Source organism: Paracandidimonas soli, from assembly GCF_004342005.1.
Classification (GTDB): Bacteria; Pseudomonadota; Gammaproteobacteria; order Burkholderiales; family Burkholderiaceae_B; genus Paracandidimonas; species Paracandidimonas soli.
In genome coordinates, this window is the sequence record NZ_SMBX01000006.1 from 199,935 (window position 1) to 222,994 (window position 23,060).

The window sequence follows — 23,060 nt, forward strand, 5'->3', positions numbered from 1 at the left end:
GTCTGTGACGTTGGCTGGGCCAAATGGGGGGGAATCGTGGACCCGATCTCGTTGTTTTAAGTTGTTTTGATCGGGGTTGTGTGGGTTGGAATCGTCGGTATTTAGGTGCGGCTAAAAGTCTTCGCTACGCCAGACTTTCAATACACGACCGAACACCTCCATGTCCATGTCGGACTGGATGATCCAGTCTCTGTATGCTTGATTCTCGGAAATTGCGAGTAGGCCGGTGCCTGGTACGCGTTGTAGTCGCTTGATAAAGCCTTCATCCCCAACCCGGAAGAAGTAGACAGCATCGAACTCGACGGACTTCACGCCGGCATCAACTATCAGCGGATCCCCTGGATTGAACATCGGGCGCATGCTGTCACCAAATCCGGTCACCACACACAGGTTCCGCGCGGAGGTAAACCCTCGGACGTTCTTCTCGAGCCACTCTTTGCTGACGTCTAAGCGCTCAATTATTCCCGGCTGATCGCGCAGAATTGTGCCTGTCCCCATAGATCCCCCAGTGTTGTACCGGGTAATCGTAACAATTCCTGTTTTTTTATCCAGTAGGGAAAGCCCCGGAATTGTCGCTGTTTCGTTTGTTGCGTCAGCGTCCCATAGCTCCGGGTGTGGCAGGTCAATCCAGTACGGATCGTGCCCTAGCGCTCTTGCTATCTTGGCTGCTACCGAGTCACCCAGTTTTCTTGGGTTTTTATCCTTGCCGCTCTGAAAGCCCTGGACAATTTGCTCTAAGTACTTCTTGCTGCACTCTGCTCGTTCTGCCAGTGCGGCCGTGCCTCCGAAAAATCGGATGGCGTACTTGAGGTTGTGCAGGCGAATTTCTCTATTGTCCATATCTTCTAATAGTAGCAATCAGCTACTCGCTGGCATACCAGCAATTCGCTGTTGACGGAACGGTAGCGAGTCGCTACCATAGGTGGCATGAGCACATTGTCCGACCTTTATTCCAAAGAGGGACCTTCTCTCTTTATCAGGCTCCACGAGGCTACTGGAGCGAACCCGAAATACCTCTACCAAATAGCGGTGGGTATTCGACGGCCTTCGCCCGACATGGCCCGTCGCTTAATTAAGGCTGAGCCGTCATTGACGCTCGATGGGCTCTTATTCGAAGGGCGTTCCTAATGGCAGATTCCTACCGTCTGGGGCGGTTCTTCGTTTTTATTTTGATAGTCCTCCAAGTCAAGCGACTGGAAGACGGAGCAAAGCAGGTCATCGGAAACATGATTTCTTCCAGTGATCTGCATGCAGATTTCAGCGGCTTTGCGCATTAAGCGTTCTGTCCGTGTGGTGGTTGCGGGGGTCATAGGTTGGCTCCTTGTTTGGCGGAGATGGCTGAGGGGCCATCGATGTCAGCAGTGTGCGCCGATGCATACGCATTGGCACGCAGCGTTTTTTGCAGAGGGTTGCAGATGATTGATTCGTCGAATTCAGTTCCAACAAAACCCCGGCTCACGGTCGAGCGTGTCCTGCGTGACGCGCTGACCGACCCGCGCCGACGGGACGCCATCAGCACGGCCGCTGGATGGAAAGATGCGTCCAGCGCCAGCAGTAGGGTGCTATCCGGTCAGCAAGGACTCCAGCTCGACCGACTAGATGCTGTGCTGCTAGCGGCCGGCCTGACCGTCGTGACGCCCGGTTATCTGGACTGGCTGTCCAAAGGTGCCGTGATGGGCGCGAACTGCTGGTGCGAACGAAATTCCATGGGTGCGTGCGGTGCGAACTGGTGAACGGCATATAGAGCGTCGGTCTCCTGGGAGGCCGATCGGAGAAGTCGCGGAATCCATCCTTGAGGCGCTGCGTGAGCATCCGCGCACGGTGAGGCAATTGGCGCTTAAGCTGAAGTGCGCAGTCCCTGTCGTGGATGAGTCATGCCGGCGCCTACGTGCCGCAGAACGCATCAAGGTTGCCGAGCTGGTGCGCGTCGAGGGGTCGAACCGAAGAGTTGCGGTCTACCAGATAGCAGAGGATGGCAGCGATGCAATTCCTGCCCCATCCCTACTTTTCGGGGGGCGGCATGGCAGACGATAAACTGGATTTTCAAGGGATCGCGGACGCTGCCCTGAACCGCGCCGAGGAGCTTGTGGCTGATTGGCTGCCGAACGGCAATCGTGCGGGGCATGAGTGGCGGTGTGGAAACCTGCGGGGTGATGCGGGCCGCTCACTGTCGGTCAATCTGAGTACAGGCGTGTGGGCGGACTTTTCGTCTGGAGAGAAAGGCTCCGACCTGATATCTCTGTACGCGGCAATCCATACAGGCAACAACCAGGGCCAGGCCGCCAGGGAACTGTCGCAACGGCTGGGTGTGGTTGGCTCGTCGTCTCCTGCTAAAAAAAATCCTGTGCGCAAGTCGTCCGAGTGGTCGCCGATCCTGCCTGTGCCTCCTGGTGCATCAATCCCGCCAGTTGCGCATGCAGTCCGAGGGCGTCCCTCCCATACATGGGCCTACAAGGACTCGGCCGGCGCGATCCTGGGCTACATCCATAGATTCAACACGTCGGATGGCGGGAAAGAGGTCCTGCCGTGCGTGTATGCCCAGGACAGCACAGGACGCAGGGATTGGCGTTGGATGCAGTTTCCGGTACCGCGCCCGCTCTACGGACTGCATGATATGTCCGGTCGCGACTATGTCCTGGTGGTCGAGGGTGAAAAGTGCCGCGATGCGGCGGCAGCGGCGTTTTCGCATGTTTACGATGTCGTGTCCTGGCCCGGCGGCGGTAAAGCAGTCAGCAAGGCCGACTGGAGTCCGCTGGCTGGCAGGAAGGTCATCATATGGCCGGATTGCGATGCCAAGGTCGACAAGATCTCTGGCGATCTGCTGCCGGAGATGCCGGAGAAAGGCCGGCAGACGCAGCCGGGCATCAAGGCCGCCGAGGATGTCGCAAATATCCTGCTGGGGATCGGTTGCGTCGTCAGGATCATCAAGGTGCCTGCGCCAGGCGCGGTTGCCGACGGGTGGGATGTGGTCGATGCATTGGACGATGGCCGGACCCCGGACGAGCTGCTGGCCTGGATTCGTGCGAACTTGAGAAAGCCGCAATGCCAACAGGATCCGGATCCAGTCTCCGGCATTCCTGATCAGGATCACGTTCCCGACTCTGCCTCTACCCCTGGACCCGCTGACGCGGACAGATACTGGAAGGATTCGCTCATCTGCCGGCCCAGGGGCGGCTTTGAGGACTGCAAGGAGAATGTCGCCCTAGCCCTGGAGCGATGCCCGGAGCTGCGCGGCATGGTTGGTTTCAATGAGTTTTCCGGGCGGATAGAAAAGCTGCGGCAACCGCCCTGGGACAGCGTGCCGGGAGAATGGACCACGGACGATGACCTGGAGTTGAGCATGTGGCTCGGTACCAGGGCCGGGCTCCTGTTTCGATCGACAGGCACGATCAGCGAAGGCGTGCGCCTGGTCGCAACTCGGAACAAATACCATCCAGTACGCGAGTATTTGATGGCGGTGGAAAAACGCTGGGATGGGCAGGAGCGTAACAGCCTATGGTTGCATCGTTATCTCGGCGCCGAGGAAAACGAATACACGGCCCTGATCGGCCGGTTGTGGCTACGCCAGGCGGTTCGACGCGTGCTCTATCCTGGCTGCAAGGCCGACTACGTGCTGATCCTGGAGGGTAGCCAGGGCGCCGCCAAATCCACGTCACTACGCGTCCTGGGCGGAGAATGGTTCTCCGATGCGCCGCTGGACATGAACAACAAGGATGCGTATCAGCAGATCTTCGGTGTCTGGATCTACGAGATCGCAGAACTCGACGCGTTCAATCGCGCCGAGGCGACGCGAATCAAGGCCTTCCTGACGCAGAACAACGACAGGTATCGGCCTGCCTATGAGCGCAGAACCATCACACAGCTGCGCCAGACAGTGTTCGCTGCTACGACCAATTTTTACGAATACCACAAGGATCCGACAGGCAACCGGCGATTCTGGTCAGTGCTGTGCGGGAAGATCGACATACCGGCCCTGCAGCGCGACCGGGACCAGCTGTTCGCGCAGGCGGTAGCCGAGGTGCTGGCTGATGAGCGTGCGTACCCGACGCGTCAGGAGGAGCAAACACTGATCGTTCCCGAGCAGCAGATGCGCGAGATTGTCGACCCTTGGATGGAGGTGATTGCGATCTGGCTCAACGAACCGGAGCAGGCCATAAAGAGCCGGTTCACGTCCGCAGACATTCTCATGGGCGCGATCAAGATGGAGATCTCCAAGATTGACGGGCAGCGCTCCGCAACCACCCGTGTCGGCTCCATCATGATGCGCCTGGGCTGGCGGAAGATCCGTGAGAGCGGTGGATTGCGGACGTATTTTTATGTGCGGCCGTCAGTGCCGCCAGCGCAACAGCAGGCCGGCAGCGACAGCCGGTATTCGATGGTGGATGAGGATGCTGATCTGCCTATCTGATCTCTCTATCGGCGCGAAGCCGGTCAACCTGACGCACAACCAGGGATGGGTGGCGATGAGACGCGTGCGCGCGTTTCCGTCTAACCCGAAAAGGTTGGCCGTCAGGTTGGACGGCGGAAAGCCGCATAAACATTGGCCCCGTCCAACCTCCTAACCTTTTCTCGGATTTCCTACGCACATGCGCATACGTGTGCGCGTAACGTGCGTGCGCACTGTTTTCGATCTGTATTTATTTTTTTACTGGTAATGGTTAGGAGGTTGGACGGGGCCAATGTTTATGCGGCTCTCAAGCGTCTAACCCTCCTGTCCAACCTTTTTGAGGTTAGACGAGTGAGCAAGAATCTTCGCGAGGAAATGCCCGAGACGGCTGCCTTTATCGATCGGCTTCGGCAAACCTTCGGCGCGGAGTCGATCAACCGGCAGATACGCGCAGGAATGAATGGGCAGCCAACGTTCTATGCGAAGGAGAACGGGCATGAGATCGGGACAAAGTGGATCAAGGGGAAGGATGATGCAGCGAATTAAATGGATAGATATGCGGCTCCAGGCCTGGGCGCAGTGGCGTGCGGGATCCTGCGGCTATCGGAGCCCGAACTACGAGTATGACGGAGATGCGCCGAAGGCGGGTAGCGTCGTGGAGTTCAATGCCGAGCAAGAGGCGGATGCAATGGAGATCGATGCAGCGGTTGCTCAGCTGCCGGAGGACCTGCGTAAGACGGTGGTTGCGCACTACACATGGGAGGGCGGAATGGATCAGGTGGCGGAAAAGCTGCGCGTCACCAGGGCGACGATCCACCGCAGGCTATGCCACGCCGACATTCGCATCAGCGATTGGCTGGACTGGAAGCGGCAGCACGAGCAGAAAAAATCGCGTGTCGCGTAAAAACAATTTCGTGGGTTATACAAAGTAGGGCAGAATACGCTACATTCCAGCGGTCGTTGCGACTCGCTACTAAATTCAAAAGGCTCGGGCTCACTGCTCCGGGCCTTTTTCATTGGGCAACCCTCCGCGAGCTGCGACGCGCTCCTTACGCCTGGCCCGGGTAAATCGCAGCAGGGCAAGAACAATGGCACGACAATCCCCCAAACCATGCATGCATGCTGGCTGTGGAACGCTGGTGTACGACGGCAGCGGTTATTGCGTCAAGCACGCGGGCGATGCGGAAAAGGAATGGATCAAGGCTTCAGACGAGTCCGGTCGTGGCGGTAGACCATGGCGACGGCTGCGTGATCAGGTGCTGCGTCGTGATGGGTACCTGTGTCAGTGTGAGGATTGCGCTAAGAAGCCCGTACCGCTGGTGGCGCATGAGGTGGACCACATCGACAACACGCGCGGCTCGGATGGCCGTTTGAGCGACGATCCGGACAACCTTCGCGCCATCAACCGGGATTGCCATCGCAGGAAAACCCAGCGCGAAGCCGCGGCCGGTCGAAAGGGAGGGGTGGGTCGAAAGTTCGGGTGATCCTGCCGGACACCCGCCGCCCAGTCTTTTTTCGCGCACGACAGATTTTTGAAGAGGGGGGGGGTCAAGATGGCCTCCCTGGATTCACATGAGCACACATCTTTACCCAGTCCCATCAGGCGCTGCGGTTGGGGATGGTGCGCCTGCTGATAACGTGGCGTCCGAAATCCCCAGGCCGCTTGCAAAGCTGACGGCAAAAGAAAAGGCGCTGTGGGAGCACGTCACACAAGCGTTGCAGGAGTATGGGCTGATCCATCTGACGGACGCTATGACGATCACGGTCATCTGCCGGACGTTCGCTCGGTGGGTTGATACCGAGGAGCAGTTGACGAAGTTCGCCAGGGAGCACGGCGGTAGCTACATCGTCAAGACGCCGAACGGATATGAGCAGCCGCACCAGCTTTTCTATGCTGCCCGGACGCTCAAGCGCGAGTTGCTGTCCTGGTTGCCCGAAGCGGCGCTGACGATACCCTCGTTCCAGAAGGTGATGGGCGAACGGGCGTTCCCAGGCCAGCCGACGTTGCCGGGCATTGAGGATCCGGTCGAGGCGCATCGCCGTCGCCGTGTCGCGGCAGGCCTGCGATCGGTATGAGCGCCGCCCAGGTGTCCCGGTCGTTCGACTGGGATGCGTATGGCCGTAAGGTCATGGCCGGCGAGATCCCGGTCTGCAAGTGGATTCGGCTGGCTGTCGAGCGTCACTACCGGGATCTGGAAACCTGCCATGCGCGCGGGCTGTACTTCAGTGAAGATCTGGCACAGCATGCTCTGGAGTCGTTCCTGTTCCTGCGGCACTCCAAGGGAGAGTGGGCAGGTCAGGCGTTCGAGTTGTCGGACTGGCAACAGTTCTGGGTGGCGCTGGCCTTCGGCTGGATGAGGGCGGACGGCACACGGCGATTCCGCGAGATATGGGAAGAAGTCCCCAGGAAGAACGGTAAGACCACGAAGCTGGCCGGCGTTGGACTTTACCTCTTTGCGTTCGATGGCGAAGGCGGCGCGGAGGTCTATAGCGCGGCCACGAAGATGGACCAGGCCAAGATTCTGCACGGCGAGGCGCAGCGTATGGTCCAGGCGTCGCCTTACTTGCGTCGCGCCATCGGCATCAGGCTGAATGAGATGTACGACCCGCGCCCGGGCCGCGCCGACAAGCTGGTGCCGCTGGGTCGCGACGCAAAGAGCCTGGACGGTCTGAACCCTCACGCCGGGCTGCTGGACGAGGTGCACGCGCATCCGAACCGCGAGCTGTACGACATCATCAAGTCGGGGATGGGGGCCAGGCGGCAACCGATGATCTGGCAGATCACGACGGCGGGCTTTGATCTGTCGTCGTTTGGGTACTCGCAGCATGAGTACGCCACGAAGGTGCTCGAAGGGATCTTCGAGGATGACGAGCTGCTGGTCATCATCTACACCGTCGATCATCCGGAGCGTTGGGATGATCCGGTGGAGTGGGCCAAGGCAAACCCGAACTTGGGCGTTTCGGTGTACGAGGAGCAGCTGAGGGCAATGGTGGAGCGGGCACGGCGCCAGCCCACTGAACTACCGAACCTGCTGACCAAGCGCCTTAACGTTTGGGTACGCGGTGGCTCGCGTTGGTTGGGTGCTGAGCAGTGGGCGGACTGTGGTGATGTCGGCCTGCGTATCGAGGACTTTGTCGGCCAACCGTGCTGGATCGGCCTGGACCTGGCGGAGAAAAGCGACATTGCGGCGTTGGCCATTGTGTTCAAGCGACCCGACGGAGGCTATGCGGTGATCTTCCGTCTTTACCTGAACGAGGATCAGGCGCACGCGCCGGAGAACCGGCACTTCTATGGCTGGGAGCAGTCTGGCCACCTGATTGTGACGCCGGGCAACGCGACGGATTTCGACGTGATCCGTGCCGACCTGCAGGAGCTGGCTCGGACGCACCAGGTGCAGGAGGTCGTATATGACCCGAAGTTCGCAACTTATTTTGCAACCAAGTTGGCGGATGAGGACGGCATCCTGATGGTGGAGATGCCGCAGACGTCGGCCCGGTTCACTCTGCCCATTGTGGAGATTGAGAACCTGGTGTTGACGCAAGACCTGGCGCATGACGCCAACCCGGCCGTGGCATGGATGATCAGCAATGTAGTGATGCGGGAATCCAAGTTTTCCGGCTTGCGGCATCCAACGAAGGAGAAGCCGGAAAACAAGATCGATGCGCCGGTGGCGCTGATCATGGCCATGGGCCGGGCGCTGAGCTGTGATGCTGAGCCTGACCTGAGTGATTACTTCAACAACGCGGTGACTGGATGAAACAGAAAGCGCAGAAGGTGGGCCGGATCCGGGCAGCAGTGCTCGGCTGGCTGGGCGCCCCGTTTGGCCTCACCGATGTGGATGCCTGGGCAAGGTTGGGGGCGACCAGTTCGGCAGGCGTGAGTGTCAACGATCAGAATATTCTGCGCTTGTCAGCGGTTTGGGCGTGCGTGCGACTGATCTCCGAAACCATCGGCACGCTGCCTCTGGGCATGCATGAGCGCACGCGTGACGGCAAGCGTCCGGCGCCGCAGCATCCATTGCATTTCATTTTGGGCGCGCAGCCCAATGCCGACACGGTGTCGTCTGTACATTGGGAGTCCGTCGTATCCGCCATGCTGCTGCGCGGCAATGCGCAGTGCGAGAAACTGATGGTGGGCGATCGTGTTGTAGGGCTGCAATTCCTCTATCCGAATCGCCTGTCAATCACGCGCAAGGCTGATGGAAATGAAGAGTACCGCTACACCGAGGACGACGGGCGACAGCGCATCATTCCCGCTGCTCGTATATGGACGATCCCGGGCTGGTCCCTGGACGGGAAAACCGGTGTGTCGGTGATCCATTACGGGGCTCAAGTTTTCGGCGCCGCTCTGGCGACGGATGAAGCCGCCAGCGGCACATTCAGGCGCGGCTTGATGCCCACGACGTGGTTCAAATACCCCAAGGTCATGAAGCCGGACCAGCGCAAAGAGGCGCGGGAGTTCATTGAAGATCGCCTGTCCGGGGCCGTGAATGCGGGAAAGCCAGCAATCCTAGAAGCTGACATGGAGGTCGGCACGCTGGGGATCAATCCGAAGGATGCGCAGCTCCTGGAGTCGCGGGCATTTAGCGTCGAGGAGATTTGCCGCTGGTTTCGGGTTCCGCCCTGGATGGTGGGGCATACAGACAAGTCGACCAGCTGGGGTACCGGCATCGAGCAGCAGATGATCGGGTTTCTCGTATTTACGCTGGGCCCATGGCTCAAGCGCATCGAGCAGAGCATCGTCAAGGATTTGCTCACGCCGGCCGAGCGCCTGCGCTACTACCCCAAATTTGCCGTGGAAGGGCTGCTGCGTGCCGATAGCGCGGCGCGGGCGGCGTTCTATAGCGTGATGGTCAACAACGGCATCCTGACCCGCGACGAAGTTCGGGAACTGGAAGACCGGCCACCGATGGGCGGCAACGCTGCGGTGCTGACCGTGCAGACCGCCCTGGCGCCGCTGGATAGCCTGGGCAGCAACACTGCAGACCAACAGGCCCGCGCCGCGCTGGCCAACTGGCTGAAAGACATGATGGCCGAATCGGCCGAAACCTGAAGGATATTCACATGAGTAACAAAAGCCTTCCGGCTGCACCGGGCGGTCGTCCCCGCGCGTCTGCAAAGACGTTTATCGCGCCCGCGGTGTTCGACCGCTGGGATCCTGGCATTCAGGCGGCAAGCAATGACGACGCTGATCGAACCATCACGATCATGGATGTGATCGGCTACGACTGGTGGACGGGAGAGGGAGTGACGGCCAAACGCGTTTCCGCCGCACTGCGGCACATGGGCGCCGGTCCAGTGACCGTTGTCATCAACAGCCCCGGCGGTGATGTGTTCGAGGGATTTGCCATCTACAACCTGTTGCGAGACCACCAGGGCGAAGTGACCGTGAAAGTGATCGGGCTGGCTGCATCGTCAGCATCGATCATCGCTATGGCTGGCGACACCATTCAGATTGCCCGAGCGGGTTTCTTCATGGTGCATAACTGCTGGACCATCGCCATCGGCAATCGCCACGAGCTGCGTGGCCTCGCTGACGACATGGAACCGATAGATGCGGCGATTGCTGACATCTATGTCGCGCAGACCGGTATTGACCTGAAGGACATCGAAAAGCAGATGGACAGCGAGACCTGGATCAACGGTAGCGCTGCGGTCGAGCAGGGTTATGCCGATGAACTGCTTTCCGCCGATCAGACTACCAAGTCGGACGCCAAGGCCTCGGTCAGTGCCGTGCGCCGCATTGAGGCCTCCTTGCGTGCCACCGGCATGCCTCGCAGCGAAGCCCAACGGCTTATCTCAGATTTCAAGTCCAGCCTGAGCGATTCGGCTGGCGGCGGTGCGCGTGATGCCACCGAACGCGGCCTGCGCGATGCGGCCGCACTCAGTACCACCGCCGCATTGGCGGCATCACTCACCAATATTTTGCCTACGAGGTAATCATGACTCCCGAACAGCAGATCGAACAGATCAATGCCAACCTGAAGACGGTTGGCGACCAGCTCAAAACCATGGCTGAAAAGGCCGATGCCGACATGAAGAATCGCGGCACTCTCGATCAGCAACTGCGTGCCGATATCGACAAAACTCTGACGACGCAGGGCGAGCTGCTTGCCCGCCTGTCCACCGCTGAGCAACTGCTGGCGAAGGTTCAGAACGGTGGCGGCGCTCCCGGACAACCGCAATCCATCGGCGCCAAAATCACCGAAAGTGAGGATTTCAAGGCGTTCTCGGCCAACCCCAAGGGTGACTTTAAGATGTCCGTCCAGGCTGCGGTAACGAGCGATGGCGCATCGGCTGGCGATCTGATTGTCCCTGATCGCATCCCTGGCATCCAGGCTCCGGCGCTGCGCAGGCTGACCATCCGTGACCTGATCTCGTGGGGGCGCACTTCCAGCAACGCTGTCGAGTATGCGCGTGAATTGGTCTTCACCAACAATGCTGCGCCAGTAGCGGAAGGCGCACAAAAACCGGAATCTGACATCACTTTCGAAGCTACCCAGGCGCCGATTGTGACCATCGCACACTGGATTCCCGCGTCAAAGCAGGTGATTGCAGACATTCCAATGCTGCAGTCCTACATCGACGGTCGCCTGCGGTACGGACTGAAGTTCAAGGAAGAGGCACAGCTTCTCAAGGGTAGCGGCGTTGGCCTGAACATCAATGGTATTTACACGCAGGCATCTGCCTACGCTAACCCTGGTGTTCTGGTCCAGGCAGAAACCCGCATTGACCGCCTGCGTCTGGCGCTGCTGCAGGTGGAGCTGGCCGAGTATTGGGCGGACGGCATTGTGATCAGTCCGCTGGACTGGGCCGCCATCGAACTGACCAAGACCGACAACAACGCCTATCTGTTCGCCAACCCGCGCGCACAGAATCTTCCTGGTCTGTGGGGGCGCAACGTGGTTCCGACCCAGGCCATGGACATGGGAGATTTCCTGGTTGGAGCTTTTGGCGGCGCGCTGGCCGTTGAAGGATGGGACCGCGAGGATGTCACGGTCGCGATCTCCGAGCACGATCGTGACAACTTCGTGAAGAACATGCTCACGATCCGCTGCGAAGAGCGCGTCGGTCTGACGGTCTATCGGCCCCAGGCCTTCGTTAAGGGCGACTTCGATGGAATCGACGCCGATCCGGGCACTGGCGGCTGATTGCCGCAACACCAGAGGGCCAACCATCGGGCCGCGCTGTCTTCGGATGGCGCGGCCCTTTCCATTTGGAGAGCACCATGAAGATCACCGCGAAAGCAACATTCGTTCACGGCAGCACGACTTTCAAGCGCGGCGCCACTGCCGAGGTGTCTGAGGCCACCGGCCAGGCTTTGCTGAATGCTGGCCTGGTGCGCGAAGCCAGCAAGGCTGACGAGAAACCCGCGTCGAAGCCCGCCACCAAGCCTGCGACAAAGCCAACCACAAAGCCCGACACGGCATCAGCGAAGGCAGAAAGCAAGGAATAACCATGTCGGTCATCAAGCTGGCCGTGGCCAAGGGATACCTCGATGTCATCCATAACGCCGACGATGCGAAGCTGCAGGCGCTGCTGGACGGCGCAGAGGACGAAGCCGCTCAGTATATGAACAAGGCGCTGGATGACCTCAGCACGGATGACGGCCTTCCTGGCAGCGTGGTGCTGGGCGTCATGCTGCTGTTGCAGGCTGCTTACCAAGCAACGCCGGACGATGCCGAAAAGCTGCGGCGGGCTGCTGAAGTGAAGTTGGCTCCGTACCGCTGCGGCTGGGGGGCGTGATGCTGGCGCATCGACTTCGACACCGTATTACGTTCCAGCGTAACGAGCCGGCTCAGCGCGACGAGAACAACGTGCCGATTCCCAACTCTGGCGGCTGGCAGACGGTCGTGCTGGCAGATGGTACGCGCTTGGAGAACGTGCCCGCCGAGGTGCTTACTGGCCCAGGCCGGGAGTTTCAGGGCGGTGCAGCTACTCAGGCGGAAGCCTCGGCGCGCATCAATCTCCGGTGGTTCCCGGCGTCCGAGCGTGACATGGCCGTCTGGCGCGTCTTGTGGGATGGCCGGGTCTACAACATCACGTCGGCAGAAGCCGACGTTACCGCCCGTAGGGAATGGCGTTTGCGCGTCGTGGACGGGCCGAGCGAGGGGCAATGATGAGCAGAAACCAGATGCCGCCACGGCGGAACCCTACCCCCCGGAAGATGAAGCCATCGCAACTGGATCGCATCGAAGCCAAGCTCGATGCGCTGCTGGATATCCTCGCCGAAGACGTCGGAGATGAGGGGGTGCGGTACGACCTTGACGGCAATCCGCTCAAAGGCGGCGAGCGTGACGAAACCCAATCTTTGGACTGAGCATGAAAATCATCATGAGCGTGCGGGGTCTGGATGGCGTGCTGGAGACGCTGCAGGCCTTACCTGCTGAAGTCGTCTCGAAGAAAGGTGGTCCAGTAAAGCTGGCCCTGGCGAAGGCCGCCCGCGTGATCCGCGCTCAGGCAGTTGCAAACCTCACGGCGACAATTTCCTCTACTCAGGACAGCGAGTCCACGGGGTTGTTGGCCAAGAACGTCATTGTGACTCGTGGCAAGGAGCCGCACGGTACGAAGGGCGAGCGCTACCTGGTGCGCGTGCGCCGCAAAGCCTACGACGGCGACAAGCTCGGCCGCCGACAGAAGGCGGGAAAACGTGTCACGACTCACAAGACGGCCAGCTTGAAGGAATACGGATCCAGCCACCAGCCGGCCACGCCTTGGCTGCGTCCTGCCGTCCAGCAGAAGGGGCAGGAAGCAATCGATGTATTCACGGCCGACCTGAATAAGCGTATCGACGCCACGGTCAGGAAGCTGGCCCAGCAGAACAAGGGGAAGTGATGCTTGCACCGATCTACCAGACCATCAGTACATCAGCGGTTCAGGCCATTGTCGGTGATCGACTCTACGGCAAAGGCATGGCGCCGCAGAATACGCCCACTCCATACATCACCTGGTTCACGGTGACAGGCGATCCGTACTTGAACCTGAGCGAAGCCCCGCACGCGGACAGCGATGCCATCCAGATCGATTGCTGGGCTGGCCCCGCTGACGACCAGGAGGGCGTCTGCAACCAGTTGGCCGCGGCAGTACGTGATGCATTGGATGCCGCCGGCCAGGCTTGCCGAATCATCATAGATACCCGTGAAGCCGACACCAAGCTGTTTCGCATCGGCCTGCAGGTCGATTTCATCCATAACCGATAACCCGGTGCTTTGCCGGATTGCATCGCCGCCGCTGGCGGTTTTTTTTATTTGGAGTCCACCATGACTGTGAAAACGCAGGGCACTCACCTGTACTTCCTCAACACGCTTGAATCCACCGTTGCGCTGGTCAAGCTGACTTGCCCGACTGGAATCTCCGGCTTGGGTGGCGCACGCGATCAGATCGATTCGACCTGCCTGGATGACACTGATGATCGTCGGTACGTTGCCGGTCTGGGCAATCCCGGCCAGGTTTCGGTACCGTTCAATCTGCACCCCGAGGATGCCAGCCACCAAGTGCTATTCGACTTGAAAGAATCGGGCGAGACGTTGAGCTGGATCATCTGCTTGTCCGATGGTACAGCCGTTCCCACACTGACCGATGATGAGATCACGCCGCCGACCGGCCGCACCTCAGCCGAATTCCAAGCGTTCGTCCAGGACGTGAATATCGATGCCGCCACCAATGACATCGTGAAGGGCACGCTCACGCTGCAGCGCAGCGGAAAAGTGACCTGGAATTGGAAGGCGTAAGGAGGCGACATGGATCCCATTCTTGATGAAGCCAACTTTGTCAGCGAAGACATTCATGAGCGAGAGGTCGAGCTCGGCGACGGGAAGAAGCATCTGTTGCGTTTCAAGCGTTTGCCAGGCGTCGAGTATTACGCCTTCGTGACTGCGCAGCAGTCCCGAGATGATGATACTCGCGCGCGTGCAGTGGCAAGGCTTGTATCAGTCTCGCTGGTGGATGCTGTTGGTGATCGCGTTCTGTCGGTCGAGAGAGCGGCGGCGTTGAAGGACAGCGTACTTAATCGTCTGCTAGCGACCATCAACAAGATAAATCAGGGGGGCGACGGAAAAAAGTCTTCGACGCCGGAAGTGACCGATACTTCTGGCACCTGATCGCGCTGTCGCTCGGCGGCAGGACGGTCGTCGAGTGGCAGGCGTCGATGTCCTACGTTGAGTTTTGCGACTGGGTGGCCTTTTACGTTGCACATCCCTTTGATGATGAGCACCGCTACCACAGGCCGGCAGCACTGATCGCTCAGTCATTGGCGGGCGGGGAAATGAACGAGAAGCTGCGCTGGCTGAAAGGAGCGATTGTCGATGATGATTCCATGATTGATGGCGAATTCTCCGAAGCCGATCGGCGCACCATTGCTGCGCTGAGTGCGCCTTAATCGTGATGTATGATTTCCGTATCGTTTTGTTTCGGAGGGGGACGGAAGTGGCAAGCATCATGATGTTGTTTTCAGTATTGGCCCCGTTCTGGTTTTTGTTGGCGTGGCTTGCTTGCGCGATATTTGCGGGCCATCTGGCGGGGGAAAAGGGACGATGCACGGGTTGCTGGTTCTTGTGGGGAATTCTGTTTGGCCCTATATCGCTTATCGCTGCTGCGGGGTTACCCATTAAAGCTGTTGCTAGTGCATCGGGGTTTATGGTGGATCGATCTACGCAGATCCAAGAAAAGCAAGATAGATCTGCGCTGGTGAGGGAGATCGGAGCGGATGTTTCGCGAAGCCCTTTTTTTTGGATAATCGGATCAATAATATTGGCCGTTATTGTGAGTTTCTGGATAGGAAAATAATTCCAATCCGAACAAAGCCCGCTTTGGCGGGTTTTTTATTGGACGTTCGATATGGCTACAGCCGGCTCCATTGTTGTTGACCTGCTCGCCAGGACGGGCAGCTTCGAAACCGACATGAACCGTGCCGCGCGCGCAGCAAAGCGTGCCGGGAGCGAAATTTCCACATCGTGGGGTAAGGTTCAGACCTTAGTTGCGACATCCATCGCGGGTATATCAGCAGTCGGAATCTTCCAGAGGGTCATATCGGAAACGCGTAACTTCGAGCAAGAGCAGGCGCAGCTTGCTGCCGTTCTCAAATCCACAGGCAATGCAGCAGGCTTCAGTCGAGATCAACTGAACGATATGGCAAGCGCCATGTCCAGGTCGTCGTTGCTGACGGGAGGGGAGATTTCCCAGGCCCAAACAGCACTGTTAGCGTTCACTGGGATTGTGGGAAACCAGTTCGCCGAAGCCCTGCAGGCAGCGGTCGATATGTCTGCGCGCACAGGCATGAGCGTTGCGTCAGCAGCAGAAACTATTGGCCGCGCCCTTGATGTGCCGTCGAAAGGCCTGGCGGCCCTGAGCAAGCAAGGATTCCGCTTCACCGACGATCAGAAGAAGCTGGCCGAGCGACTTGAGGCAACAGGGAAAACTGCCGAAGCGCAAGGCATGATTCTTTCCGCGCTGAAAGAATCGTATGGAGGAGCGGCGGCGGCTGCTAGAAATACATTCGGCGGGGCGTTGACCGGACTGCAAAATACGATCAGCGACCTGATGAGCGGCGGTGATGGGAGTCTTGATGGCGCAAGGGACGCAATCAACGATTTGACGGGAGCGCTAGAAAGCGAAGACACCAAGAGGGCTTTTGCTGAATTCGTTAGGATGGTGACTGATGCCACGACCAAGATGGTCGAGTTTGCGGCAGCGTCTCGGTTTGGCTGGGCTGGGATGCTTGGCAATCTTGAGATCGGCATGTTTTCTACCGATGATGCGGAAGGAAAAATAAAGCGTCTCCGTGCAGAAATAGAAGACACGAAAACAGCAATGGAAAATGCTGGCGACGTTAATTCTTGGGTGTTTCAACAGGGGATCAACTTCAAGGAGGGGCAGATAGCGGCGTTGGAGGCGCAAATCAAGGCCGCGGAGCGAGATTACGTTCAGAACAATTTTGTTGGCCCGATGTTGCCAACAACGCTGGATCCGATCAGCATTTCCCCTTCCGGCAGGAGCAGTGGCTCCACCAAAAAGCAACTGGACGAAGGCACAAGATACATCCAGCAACTGAACCAGCGCATTGCCCTGCTTGGCAAAGAAACCGAGCACGAGCAACTGCTGGCCCGCATTTCAGCAGGAACCCTCAAGTTCAAAACGCCTGAGATGGAGAAGCAGGCGAAGTTGCTTGCTGAACAACTAGATCTCAGCCAGCGCCAGATTGAGGTCGAGGAGGTGCTGAAAGGCCTCCGCACTCAGCAATCCGTCACCCAGCTCCAGTTCATGCGCGACCTGGAATCCTTCGGCCAGGGCGACCGGATACGGGAGCTGAACGCGGATCTGGCTAAGGTCGAAGATCGTTACCGCAGCCTGATCGAAGCGCGCCGGAATTCTGCTCAAGGGCTGTCGGATACTGAGCTTGAGCAGATCCGCGAGTCGCTGCAAGTCGAACTCGACATGGTGCGCGACTTCCACGAGAAGAAGCGGGCCATAGAGCAAGATGGGGCGCTCGGTGCCATTGATGCATTGCGCAACTACGCAGACGAAGCCGCGAACGTGTACGACTCCATGGGCCGGATGGTAAGCGGTGCCTTCCGGGGAATGGAAGACGCGCTCACGAACTTCGTCACAACCGGCAAGTTGGACTTCAAGAGCCTAGCCGACAGCATCATCAAGGACATGGTTCGGATTGCCATACAGCAGTCGATTACCGGGCCGCTGGCGGGGATGATGTTTGGCGCTTTCTCTGGTCCAGCGGCGCCGGCCGGCGTCACGCCTGGAGTGAACTGGACTTTCTCGTCTGGCGGATATACCGGCGACGGCGGCAAGTACGAACCTGCTGGCATCGTCCACCGGGGCGAGGGTGTTCTGAATCAGGAGGAAATCCGGGCGCTGGGCGGGGAGAGCGGGTTCAATGCGCTGCGCCGGGCGATTCGCACCGGGCATGCGGCGGGCGGGATGGCTGGGCGGCCGATGCTACCTCCATCAGCTCCCGCTTCGGGCCGCGCCAACGTCAATGTCACTGTCAACGTAGCAAACGGCCAGAGCCAAACCCAAGCGCCTGCTGGCTGGGAGGATTTCGCCAAGGAGATTGGCGATTTTGTGGACGCACGAATCCGTGAGCGTGAAATCAAGTCCCAGCGCCAGGGCGGGCTGGCTTGGCAAGCGAAGCAGGGGGCATTTGGCTGATGGCATACGAAACTTTTACCTGGTGCCCACGCACCGACCCGGATGGGAAAAGCACATTCCGGGTTCTGTCTGCTCAGTTCGGCGACGGATATGCGCAAGAGGTAGGCGATGGCATCAACAACGAAACGCGGTCCTGGCCGCTTCAGTTCGTTGGGTATGACACGGAAATCCAGCCAATCCGGAACTTCTTGAGGCGTCACGCGGGATTCAAGCCGTTTTCCTGGACTCCTCCCATGGAGACAGAGCCAGGACTGTTTGTTGTGCGCGAGTTCAGTCTCAGGCCAATGGGCGGGAAGGTCTATACGCTTGCCGCTACATTTGAAGAGAGGTTCGCGCCGTGACTAATTCAGCTCTCCAGACTCCAGAAGCTCAAAGAATCGTTGAGCGTGAGAAATCAATATCCGGTGATGAGCCTCAGAAACGGCCCGTAGATCCATGCATACGAGCAATCGCCGATCGATTTCGGGCCGCAGGTAAAAGTGCCTGTATGTCATTCGACAACTTTCCTCCAGCAGATGTCGTATTCCCTCGGTCTGAGACTCAGCACGCTCAAGGAAGTGTTTCCACTTCTGCTCAAATTCCTGCGGCCAATCCGTGCTCCTGGCTAACTCAGCGTAGCGAATCGTGAGCTCAAGATAAGAGTAATACAGGCCATCGTCTTCTATGCCTGCAGCACAGCCCAGGGTCATGAAACAGCCCACAGGCCTATTGAGATACTTGATCAGGGGTCTCAGGCCGTTGGCATCTGTGGCTTCGTGGATGGAGTCGATCTTGTGGGGCTGGCTGATGAGATCAAAAGCCCCGTTATTGATCTCGCCATCCTCGCGCCGTTCTTCAGCGTGAAACGGCCAGCCTTGGAAGCGGTTTGATTCTCGGTCTTCTTTCATGACGCCTGATCTTGTGAGTAGGACTCTGTAACTTACCTTGCGCCCGCCTTTAGTGGAACTGGACAAAAACACAGGCATGCCTACTGCTTAGTAGGATTTTTTATTGAGGTCAGGAATGATCCTTGAGGACGTACAAAAGCTAGTTCCAGGCAATCTGGTCACACTCTACGAGATCGACTGTACGGGCATTGGCGGCGATATCGAGCGGTATCACAACCACAACGACGGTGAGATCGTCTGGCAAGGCAACGTCTACTACCCGTGGGCGATTGAGGCAAAGGATTTCGAGCGCACAGGCGATGGCCAGCAGCCCAACCCGACGATCACTGTCAGCAACATTGGTACCGACGATGAAGGCGAGCCAATTACCGGCGTGGTGACGGCGCTGTGCCTGGCGCTGGATGATCTGCGCGGAGCGACACTGATCCGGCGCCGGACATTTGCGAAGTACCTGGATGCGGTTAATTTTCCTGATGGGAATCCGGGCGCGAACCCGAACGAGCACCTGCCCGATGAGCGTTGGATCATCAGCCAGAAGCAGGCGGAGACGCCGGAGTTGGTGACGTTTGTGCTGTCGTCGCCGCTGCAGTTCGATGGCGTCCAGCTTCCGCGCCGCCAGGTTATGGCCGGCATGTGCTCCTGGCTGACGATGGCCGGGCCTGAGGGCGGATATAGGGGCGCTTGGTGTGGTTATACGGGATCGGCAATGTTTGACCGAGACGGCAACCCTGTGACGGATCCGAGCCAGGATAAATGTGGCGGTCGGGTATCCGACTGCAAAAAGCGGTTTGGAGAGTGGCAACCGCTGAGTTTTGGTGGCTTCCCGAGCGCGGACAGGGTGAGGTGATGAGGCTATCAGCAAGCATCAAGCGGATCATCGAGCGTCATGCCCTGGCGGACTATCCCCGCGAAGCCTGTGGCCTGATCGTTGCCTCCGGCGACAAGCAGCAGTATGTGCCGTGCCGCAATGTGGCAAGCCACGGCCAGGACTTCCGCCTGCCGGCGGAGGATTATGCGGCCGCCGAGGACCAGGGCCAGGTGCTGGCCGTCGTGCATTCTCACGTAGACCGCGACCCGATGCCGACGGAAGTCGATCTGGTGTCCTGCGAGGCAACTGGTATGCCCTGGCACATCGTGTCAGTAGGGCGGCACGCCGGGGACGACATGCCTATTGTGCGCGACTGGCATTCGTTTGCACCGTCCGGATACGTGGCGCCCCTGGTGGGCCGAACGTTCCACCATGGCAGCCTTGACTGCTACGGGCTGATTCGGGATTTCTTTACCCGAGAAATCAGCATCGAGATTCCAGATTTCGACCGGCCGGACGACTGGTGGATGAAACCGGAGCACGGCGAGCTATACCTTGAAAACTTCGAGGCCGCAGGATTCGTGCGCGTTGATGACGGCCCGCGTTACGGGGATGTGGTCCTGATGCAATACCGCAGCGACCGAACAAACCACGGCGGCGTCTACCTGGGTGATGCCGAACTGAAAACGCAGCCCGGCCTGCATCCGGTGCCTGGCGCCATGCTGCATCACGCGATGCCCCGGCTATCGGAGCGGGTGATGTATGCCGGGTACTGGCGGGACATCACCAGAATGATCGTGAGGCACAGAGACTTGCTATGACTGATATTGCGCTGAATCAGCCCGCGGATGCGGGTTTTTTTTCGCCCGGAGAGAGGGTGCGAACGGTGCGTCTTTATGGTCGCCTGGGTGCGACCTTTGGCCGAGTGCATCAGTTTGTCTGTAGCGATACGGCGGGCGCAATCCGGGCGCTCTGCGCCATGGTGCCTGGCTTTCAAAAGTTTTTGCTAGAGAGCAAGGATAAGGGGCTCGGATACACCGTATTCATCGGCCGAGAAAACATTGGCGAAGACATGCTGCAGACCCCGCCGGGCGACGAGGATATCCGCATTGCGCCTGTGATCCTCGGATCTGGTCGTGGCGGCTTTTTCCAGATTGTTCTGGGTGCTGCGCTGATTGGAGCCGCATTCCTGACCGGCGGCGCATCCTTGGCTGCTGGAAAGCTGGCGTTCTCTGGTCTCATGGGTCAAATGGCATTCGGCATGGGCGTAGCCATGGTGCTCGGTGGGGTATCCCAATTGCTCACTCGCCAGCCGCAAGGCATTACTGGCGTCGAGTCGCCCGATAACGGCGCCAGCTACAACTTCAACGGCCCGGTCAATGTGACCGCCCAGGGAAACCCGGTACCGGTCCTGTACGGCGAAATGATTGTCGGCTCGGTCACGGTGTCTGGCGATATGTATTCTGAGGATCAGCAATGACGGTGGTTGTGGAAGATCGTCGCGGTGGCCTGCGCATCGTCGGTTCAGGCGGCGGCGGTAAGGGTGGTGGCGGAAGCGCTCGCACGCCCGTAGAGCATCCGGACAGCCTGCACAACACGTCCTATGCGGCCGTGCTGGACGTGATCGGCAACGGGGAAATGGCTGGGCCCGCGCATGGATCTGATGTGCTGCGCGACATCTACCTGAACGGCACGCCGATCCAGAATGCAGACGGGACCCTGAATTTCCGCAATGTGCAGGTTGAATACCGAGTCGGCACTCAGGATCAGGAACATATTCCGGGATTCCCGGCATCGGCAAACGTCACGTCTGTTGGCACTGAGGTAACGACGCTGCAGCCGTGGGTGCAGGCATTCAGCAATTCGGATTTGTCCGCGGTGCGCGTGAGCATCCATGCGCCGCGGCTGATAAAGGCGATTGAGTCTGGTGGGAATCTTGGTGATCGAGTCGGCCACAAGGTCGAGTACGCAATTGACCGATCTGTTGGCGGCGGCTCGTATGTCGAGGTCGTGCGCACCAGCCTGGACGGCAAGACCATCAACGGATACACGCGTACCCACCGAATCGAACTGCCGGCCGGCGCGTCTAGCTGGGCTGTGCGCGTGCGGCGCATCACGCCGGATTCGACATCCAGCTCGGTCGAGGATGACATCTATGTGCAATCCTATGCCGAAGTCATTGATGGAAAGTTCCGCTACCCGATGACGGCGCTCGTTGGCATCAAGATCGATGCCGAGCAGTTCCAGTCGATCCCGACGCGGGCCTATCACTGGCGTGGGCAGATCATCCGCGTGCCGAGCAACTATGATCCGCAGACGCGCACCTATTCCGGCGTCTGGGACGGCACGTTTAAGCGAGCCTGGTCGAATAATCCCGCCTGGGTGTACTTCGATATCCTGACCAATAAACTGTATGGGCTGGGCGAGCGCATCGACGCCAGCATGATCGACAGGTACGCGCTGTATCAGATCGGCGCGTACTGCGACCAGATGGTGCCGGATGGGCTGGGCGGTACTGAGCCGCGCTTTGCCTGCAATGTGTACCTGCAATCTGCCGCCGACGCGCTGCGCGTGCTAAATGACCTGACAAGCGTATTCCGAGGCATGGCCTACTGGGCGAATGGGCAGGTCGTGGCTGTAGCAGACATGCCTGGCGATCCGGTGTACACGTACACCAACGGGAATGTCATTGATGGCCGCTTTGAATACACGGGCGCTGACCTGTCTACGCTCAAGACCGTGGCGCTTGTCAGTTGGAACGACCCCAGCGACTTCGGCCGCTCGAAGGTCGAGGTTGTCGAGGATGAAGACGGCATCCGTCGCTACGGCATCCGAAAAACCGAGGTCGTGGCATTTGGCTGCTCGTCGCGCGGTCAGGCCCAACGCGTTGGCTTGTACCACCTGTACACATCACGCATGGAGACGGGCGGTGTGGCGTTCTCCGTGGGCCTGGATGGCGTCATCCCGCAGCCCGGCAGCATTGTTAAGGTGGCTGATCGCAACCGGGCAGGGCGCCATATTGGCGGGCGTATCCGGCAGGCAACAGCCAGCACCGTCACCCTTGATCGCGATCACCCGATCAAAGTGGGCGATTCACTGACTGTCAACCTGCCTGACGGCACAGCGCAGTCGCGCCCTGTGTCCCTGGTGTCGGATCGTGTCGTGACGGTCAATCCGGCGTTTTCACAAGCGCCGGCCGTCGAAGCCGTATGGGCTGTGGATGCCGACGACCTGGTGACACAACATGTGCGCGTGATGTCCGTCAAGGAAAACGACGGCATCACGTTCACCATGTCCGGCGTCTTTCATCATCCGGGTAAACATGCCGCTATCGATTCGGGCGTGAGGCTCGATCCGTTGCCGGTGTCGGTTGTGCCTCCCAGGGTGCAGCGTGCGCCGACGAACGTCCAGATCAGCCAGCACCATACGTTCCATCAGGGAACGACGCGGCATTATGCGGAAATCTCATGGGATGCGCCCGAGCATGCCGTGATGTATGACGCGCAGTGGCGCCGAGACAATGGCGACTGGGTGCAGGCTCCCCGCACAGGCACGCGCCTGATCGAGATCCCGGACATCTACGCTGGCCTGTACGTCGTGCGTGTTCGGGCAATCAACAGCCTGGATGTTCCGTCGCTATGGGCCTATTCGGATGCGACCGAGCTGGATGGGCTTATTGGGGAGCCACCAACCGTAACGGGGATTACGACGCAGTCAATTCCGTGGGGGATCATTGTCTCCTGGTCGTTTCCGACCGGCCCGAACATTGTCGAGCGCACGGAGATCAGGTACAGCACGACATCGAGTTTTGCTG

At 59.1% G+C, this 23,060-nt stretch carries 27 protein-coding genes; 25 read left to right on the plus strand and 2 right to left on the minus strand.

The window, feature by feature from the left end; translation table 11 throughout:
* Window positions 1–111: 111 nt before the first annotated feature.
* Window positions 112–840 (minus strand): S24 family peptidase, encoded by a 729-nt coding sequence (locus tag EV686_RS13115; RefSeq protein WP_132477393.1) that lies wholly within the window; start codon window positions 838–840, stop codon window positions 112–114.
* 575 nt (window positions 841–1,415) lie between these two features.
* Between EV686_RS13115 and EV686_RS13120 the strand changes: the two genes are divergently transcribed.
* The 21 genes from EV686_RS13120 (at window position 1,416) to EV686_RS13215 (ending at window position 17,892) form a co-directional block, all read left to right on the plus strand.
* Window positions 1,416–1,733, plus strand: coding sequence for a DNA-binding protein (locus tag EV686_RS13120; protein WP_132477394.1), 318 nt, complete (start codon window positions 1,416–1,418; stop codon window positions 1,731–1,733).
* 797 nt (window positions 1,734–2,530) lie between these two features.
* Window positions 2,531–4,408, plus strand: coding sequence for a virulence-associated E family protein (locus EV686_RS13125; RefSeq protein WP_165972602.1), 1,878 nt, complete (start codon window positions 2,531–2,533; stop codon window positions 4,406–4,408).
* Window positions 4,409–4,738: 330 nt separating this feature from the next.
* Window positions 4,739–4,933 (plus strand): hypothetical protein, encoded by a 195-nt coding sequence (locus EV686_RS13130; RefSeq protein ID WP_132477396.1) that lies wholly within the window; start codon window positions 4,739–4,741, stop codon window positions 4,931–4,933.
* The gene (locus tag EV686_RS13135; RefSeq protein WP_165972603.1) at window positions 4,917–5,291 is read left to right on the plus strand and encodes a sigma-70 family RNA polymerase sigma factor; all 375 of its coding nucleotides are present in this window, start codon (window positions 4,917–4,919) and stop codon (window positions 5,289–5,291) included. The genes EV686_RS13130 and EV686_RS13135 overlap by 17 nt, the downstream gene beginning before the upstream one ends.
* Window positions 5,292–5,475: 184 nt before the next feature.
* Complete coding sequence (locus tag EV686_RS13140; protein WP_132477398.1) at window positions 5,476–5,871, plus strand: HNH endonuclease; 396 nt, start codon at window positions 5,476–5,478, stop codon at window positions 5,869–5,871.
* 88 nt (window positions 5,872–5,959) lie between these two features.
* Entirely contained in the window at window positions 5,960–6,463 is a 504-nt protein-coding gene (locus EV686_RS13145; protein WP_132477399.1) for a P27 family phage terminase small subunit, read from the plus strand.
* Entirely contained in the window at window positions 6,460–8,145 is a 1,686-nt protein-coding gene (locus tag EV686_RS13150) for a terminase large subunit (protein ID WP_132477400.1), read from the plus strand. Before EV686_RS13145 ends, EV686_RS13150 begins: the two co-directional genes overlap by 4 nt.
* Window positions 8,142–9,440, plus strand: a complete 1,299-nt coding sequence (locus EV686_RS13155; RefSeq protein WP_132477401.1) for a phage portal protein — start codon at window positions 8,142–8,144, stop codon at window positions 9,438–9,440. Before EV686_RS13150 ends, EV686_RS13155 begins: the two co-directional genes overlap by 4 nt.
* A gap of 11 nt (window positions 9,441–9,451) precedes the next feature.
* Complete coding sequence (locus EV686_RS13160; RefSeq protein ID WP_132477402.1) at window positions 9,452–10,327, plus strand: head maturation protease, ClpP-related; 876 nt, start codon at window positions 9,452–9,454, stop codon at window positions 10,325–10,327.
* Window positions 10,328–10,329: 2 nt separating this feature from the next.
* The gene (locus EV686_RS13165) at window positions 10,330–11,538 is read left to right on the plus strand and encodes a phage major capsid protein (RefSeq protein WP_132477403.1); all 1,209 of its coding nucleotides are present in this window, start codon (window positions 10,330–10,332) and stop codon (window positions 11,536–11,538) included.
* Between the two features lie 77 nt (window positions 11,539–11,615).
* A complete protein-coding gene (locus EV686_RS13170) occupies window positions 11,616–11,843 on the plus strand; it encodes a DUF7302 family protein (RefSeq protein WP_132477404.1) in 228 nt (75 codons plus the stop codon).
* A gap of 2 nt (window positions 11,844–11,845) precedes the next feature.
* On the plus strand, window positions 11,846–12,133 hold the full coding sequence (locus EV686_RS13175; RefSeq protein WP_132477405.1) for a head-tail connector protein: 288 nt from the start codon (window positions 11,846–11,848) through the stop codon (window positions 12,131–12,133).
* Window positions 12,133–12,507, plus strand: a complete 375-nt coding sequence (locus EV686_RS13180) for a head-tail adaptor protein (RefSeq protein WP_132477406.1) — start codon at window positions 12,133–12,135, stop codon at window positions 12,505–12,507. Before EV686_RS13175 ends, EV686_RS13180 begins: the two co-directional genes overlap by 1 nt.
* Window positions 12,508–12,554: 47 nt before the next feature.
* On the plus strand, window positions 12,555–12,707 hold the full coding sequence (locus EV686_RS18620) for a hypothetical protein (RefSeq protein ID WP_165972604.1): 153 nt from the start codon (window positions 12,555–12,557) through the stop codon (window positions 12,705–12,707).
* A gap of 2 nt (window positions 12,708–12,709) precedes the next feature.
* Entirely contained in the window at window positions 12,710–13,222 is a 513-nt protein-coding gene (locus EV686_RS13185) for an HK97-gp10 family putative phage morphogenesis protein (protein ID WP_132477407.1), read from the plus strand.
* The gene (locus EV686_RS13190) at window positions 13,222–13,587 is read left to right on the plus strand and encodes a DUF3168 domain-containing protein (RefSeq protein ID WP_132477408.1); all 366 of its coding nucleotides are present in this window, start codon (window positions 13,222–13,224) and stop codon (window positions 13,585–13,587) included. Before EV686_RS13185 ends, EV686_RS13190 begins: the two co-directional genes overlap by 1 nt.
* Window positions 13,588–13,647: 60 nt before the next feature.
* Window positions 13,648–14,118 carry a phage tail tube protein gene (locus tag EV686_RS13195; RefSeq protein ID WP_132477409.1) on the plus strand — a complete coding sequence of 157 codons (471 nt, stop codon included), beginning with the start codon at window positions 13,648–13,650 and terminating at the stop codon, window positions 14,116–14,118.
* A 9-nt stretch (window positions 14,119–14,127) separates the two neighbouring features.
* Window positions 14,128–14,487, plus strand: a complete 360-nt coding sequence (locus EV686_RS13200) for a hypothetical protein (protein WP_132477410.1) — start codon at window positions 14,128–14,130, stop codon at window positions 14,485–14,487.
* Window positions 14,488–14,534: 47 nt separating this feature from the next.
* The gene (locus tag EV686_RS13205; RefSeq protein ID WP_132477411.1) at window positions 14,535–14,765 is read left to right on the plus strand and encodes a phage tail assembly protein T; all 231 of its coding nucleotides are present in this window, start codon (window positions 14,535–14,537) and stop codon (window positions 14,763–14,765) included.
* A 458-nt stretch (window positions 14,766–15,223) separates the two neighbouring features.
* Entirely contained in the window at window positions 15,224–17,551 is a 2,328-nt protein-coding gene (locus tag EV686_RS18625; RefSeq protein ID WP_165972605.1) for a phage tail tape measure protein, read from the plus strand.
* Entirely contained in the window at window positions 17,551–17,892 is a 342-nt protein-coding gene (locus EV686_RS13215) for a phage tail protein (protein ID WP_132477412.1), read from the plus strand. Before EV686_RS18625 ends, EV686_RS13215 begins: the two co-directional genes overlap by 1 nt.
* Here EV686_RS13215 and EV686_RS13220 read toward each other — a convergent pair whose 3' ends face one another.
* Entirely contained in the window at window positions 17,893–18,438 is a 546-nt protein-coding gene (locus EV686_RS13220) for a hypothetical protein (protein WP_132477413.1), read from the minus strand.
* Between the two features lie 115 nt (window positions 18,439–18,553).
* Here EV686_RS13220 and EV686_RS13225 point away from each other — a divergent pair, with 115 nt between their 5' ends.
* The 4 genes from EV686_RS13225 to EV686_RS13240 form a co-directional block, all read left to right on the plus strand.
* Complete coding sequence (locus tag EV686_RS13225; protein ID WP_132477414.1) at window positions 18,554–19,285, plus strand: phage minor tail protein L; 732 nt, start codon at window positions 18,554–18,556, stop codon at window positions 19,283–19,285.
* Entirely contained in the window at window positions 19,285–20,067 is a 783-nt protein-coding gene (locus EV686_RS13230) for a C40 family peptidase (RefSeq protein ID WP_132477415.1), read from the plus strand. The genes EV686_RS13225 and EV686_RS13230 overlap by 1 nt, the downstream gene beginning before the upstream one ends.
* On the plus strand, window positions 20,064–20,726 hold the full coding sequence (locus tag EV686_RS13235) for a tail assembly protein (RefSeq protein WP_132477416.1): 663 nt from the start codon (window positions 20,064–20,066) through the stop codon (window positions 20,724–20,726). Before EV686_RS13230 ends, EV686_RS13235 begins: the two co-directional genes overlap by 4 nt.
* Window positions 20,723–23,060, plus strand: a 2,338-nt coding sequence (locus tag EV686_RS13240; RefSeq protein WP_132477417.1) for a TipJ family phage tail tip protein, incomplete at its 3' end; no start/stop codon positions are given. The genes EV686_RS13235 and EV686_RS13240, both read left to right, overlap by 4 nt.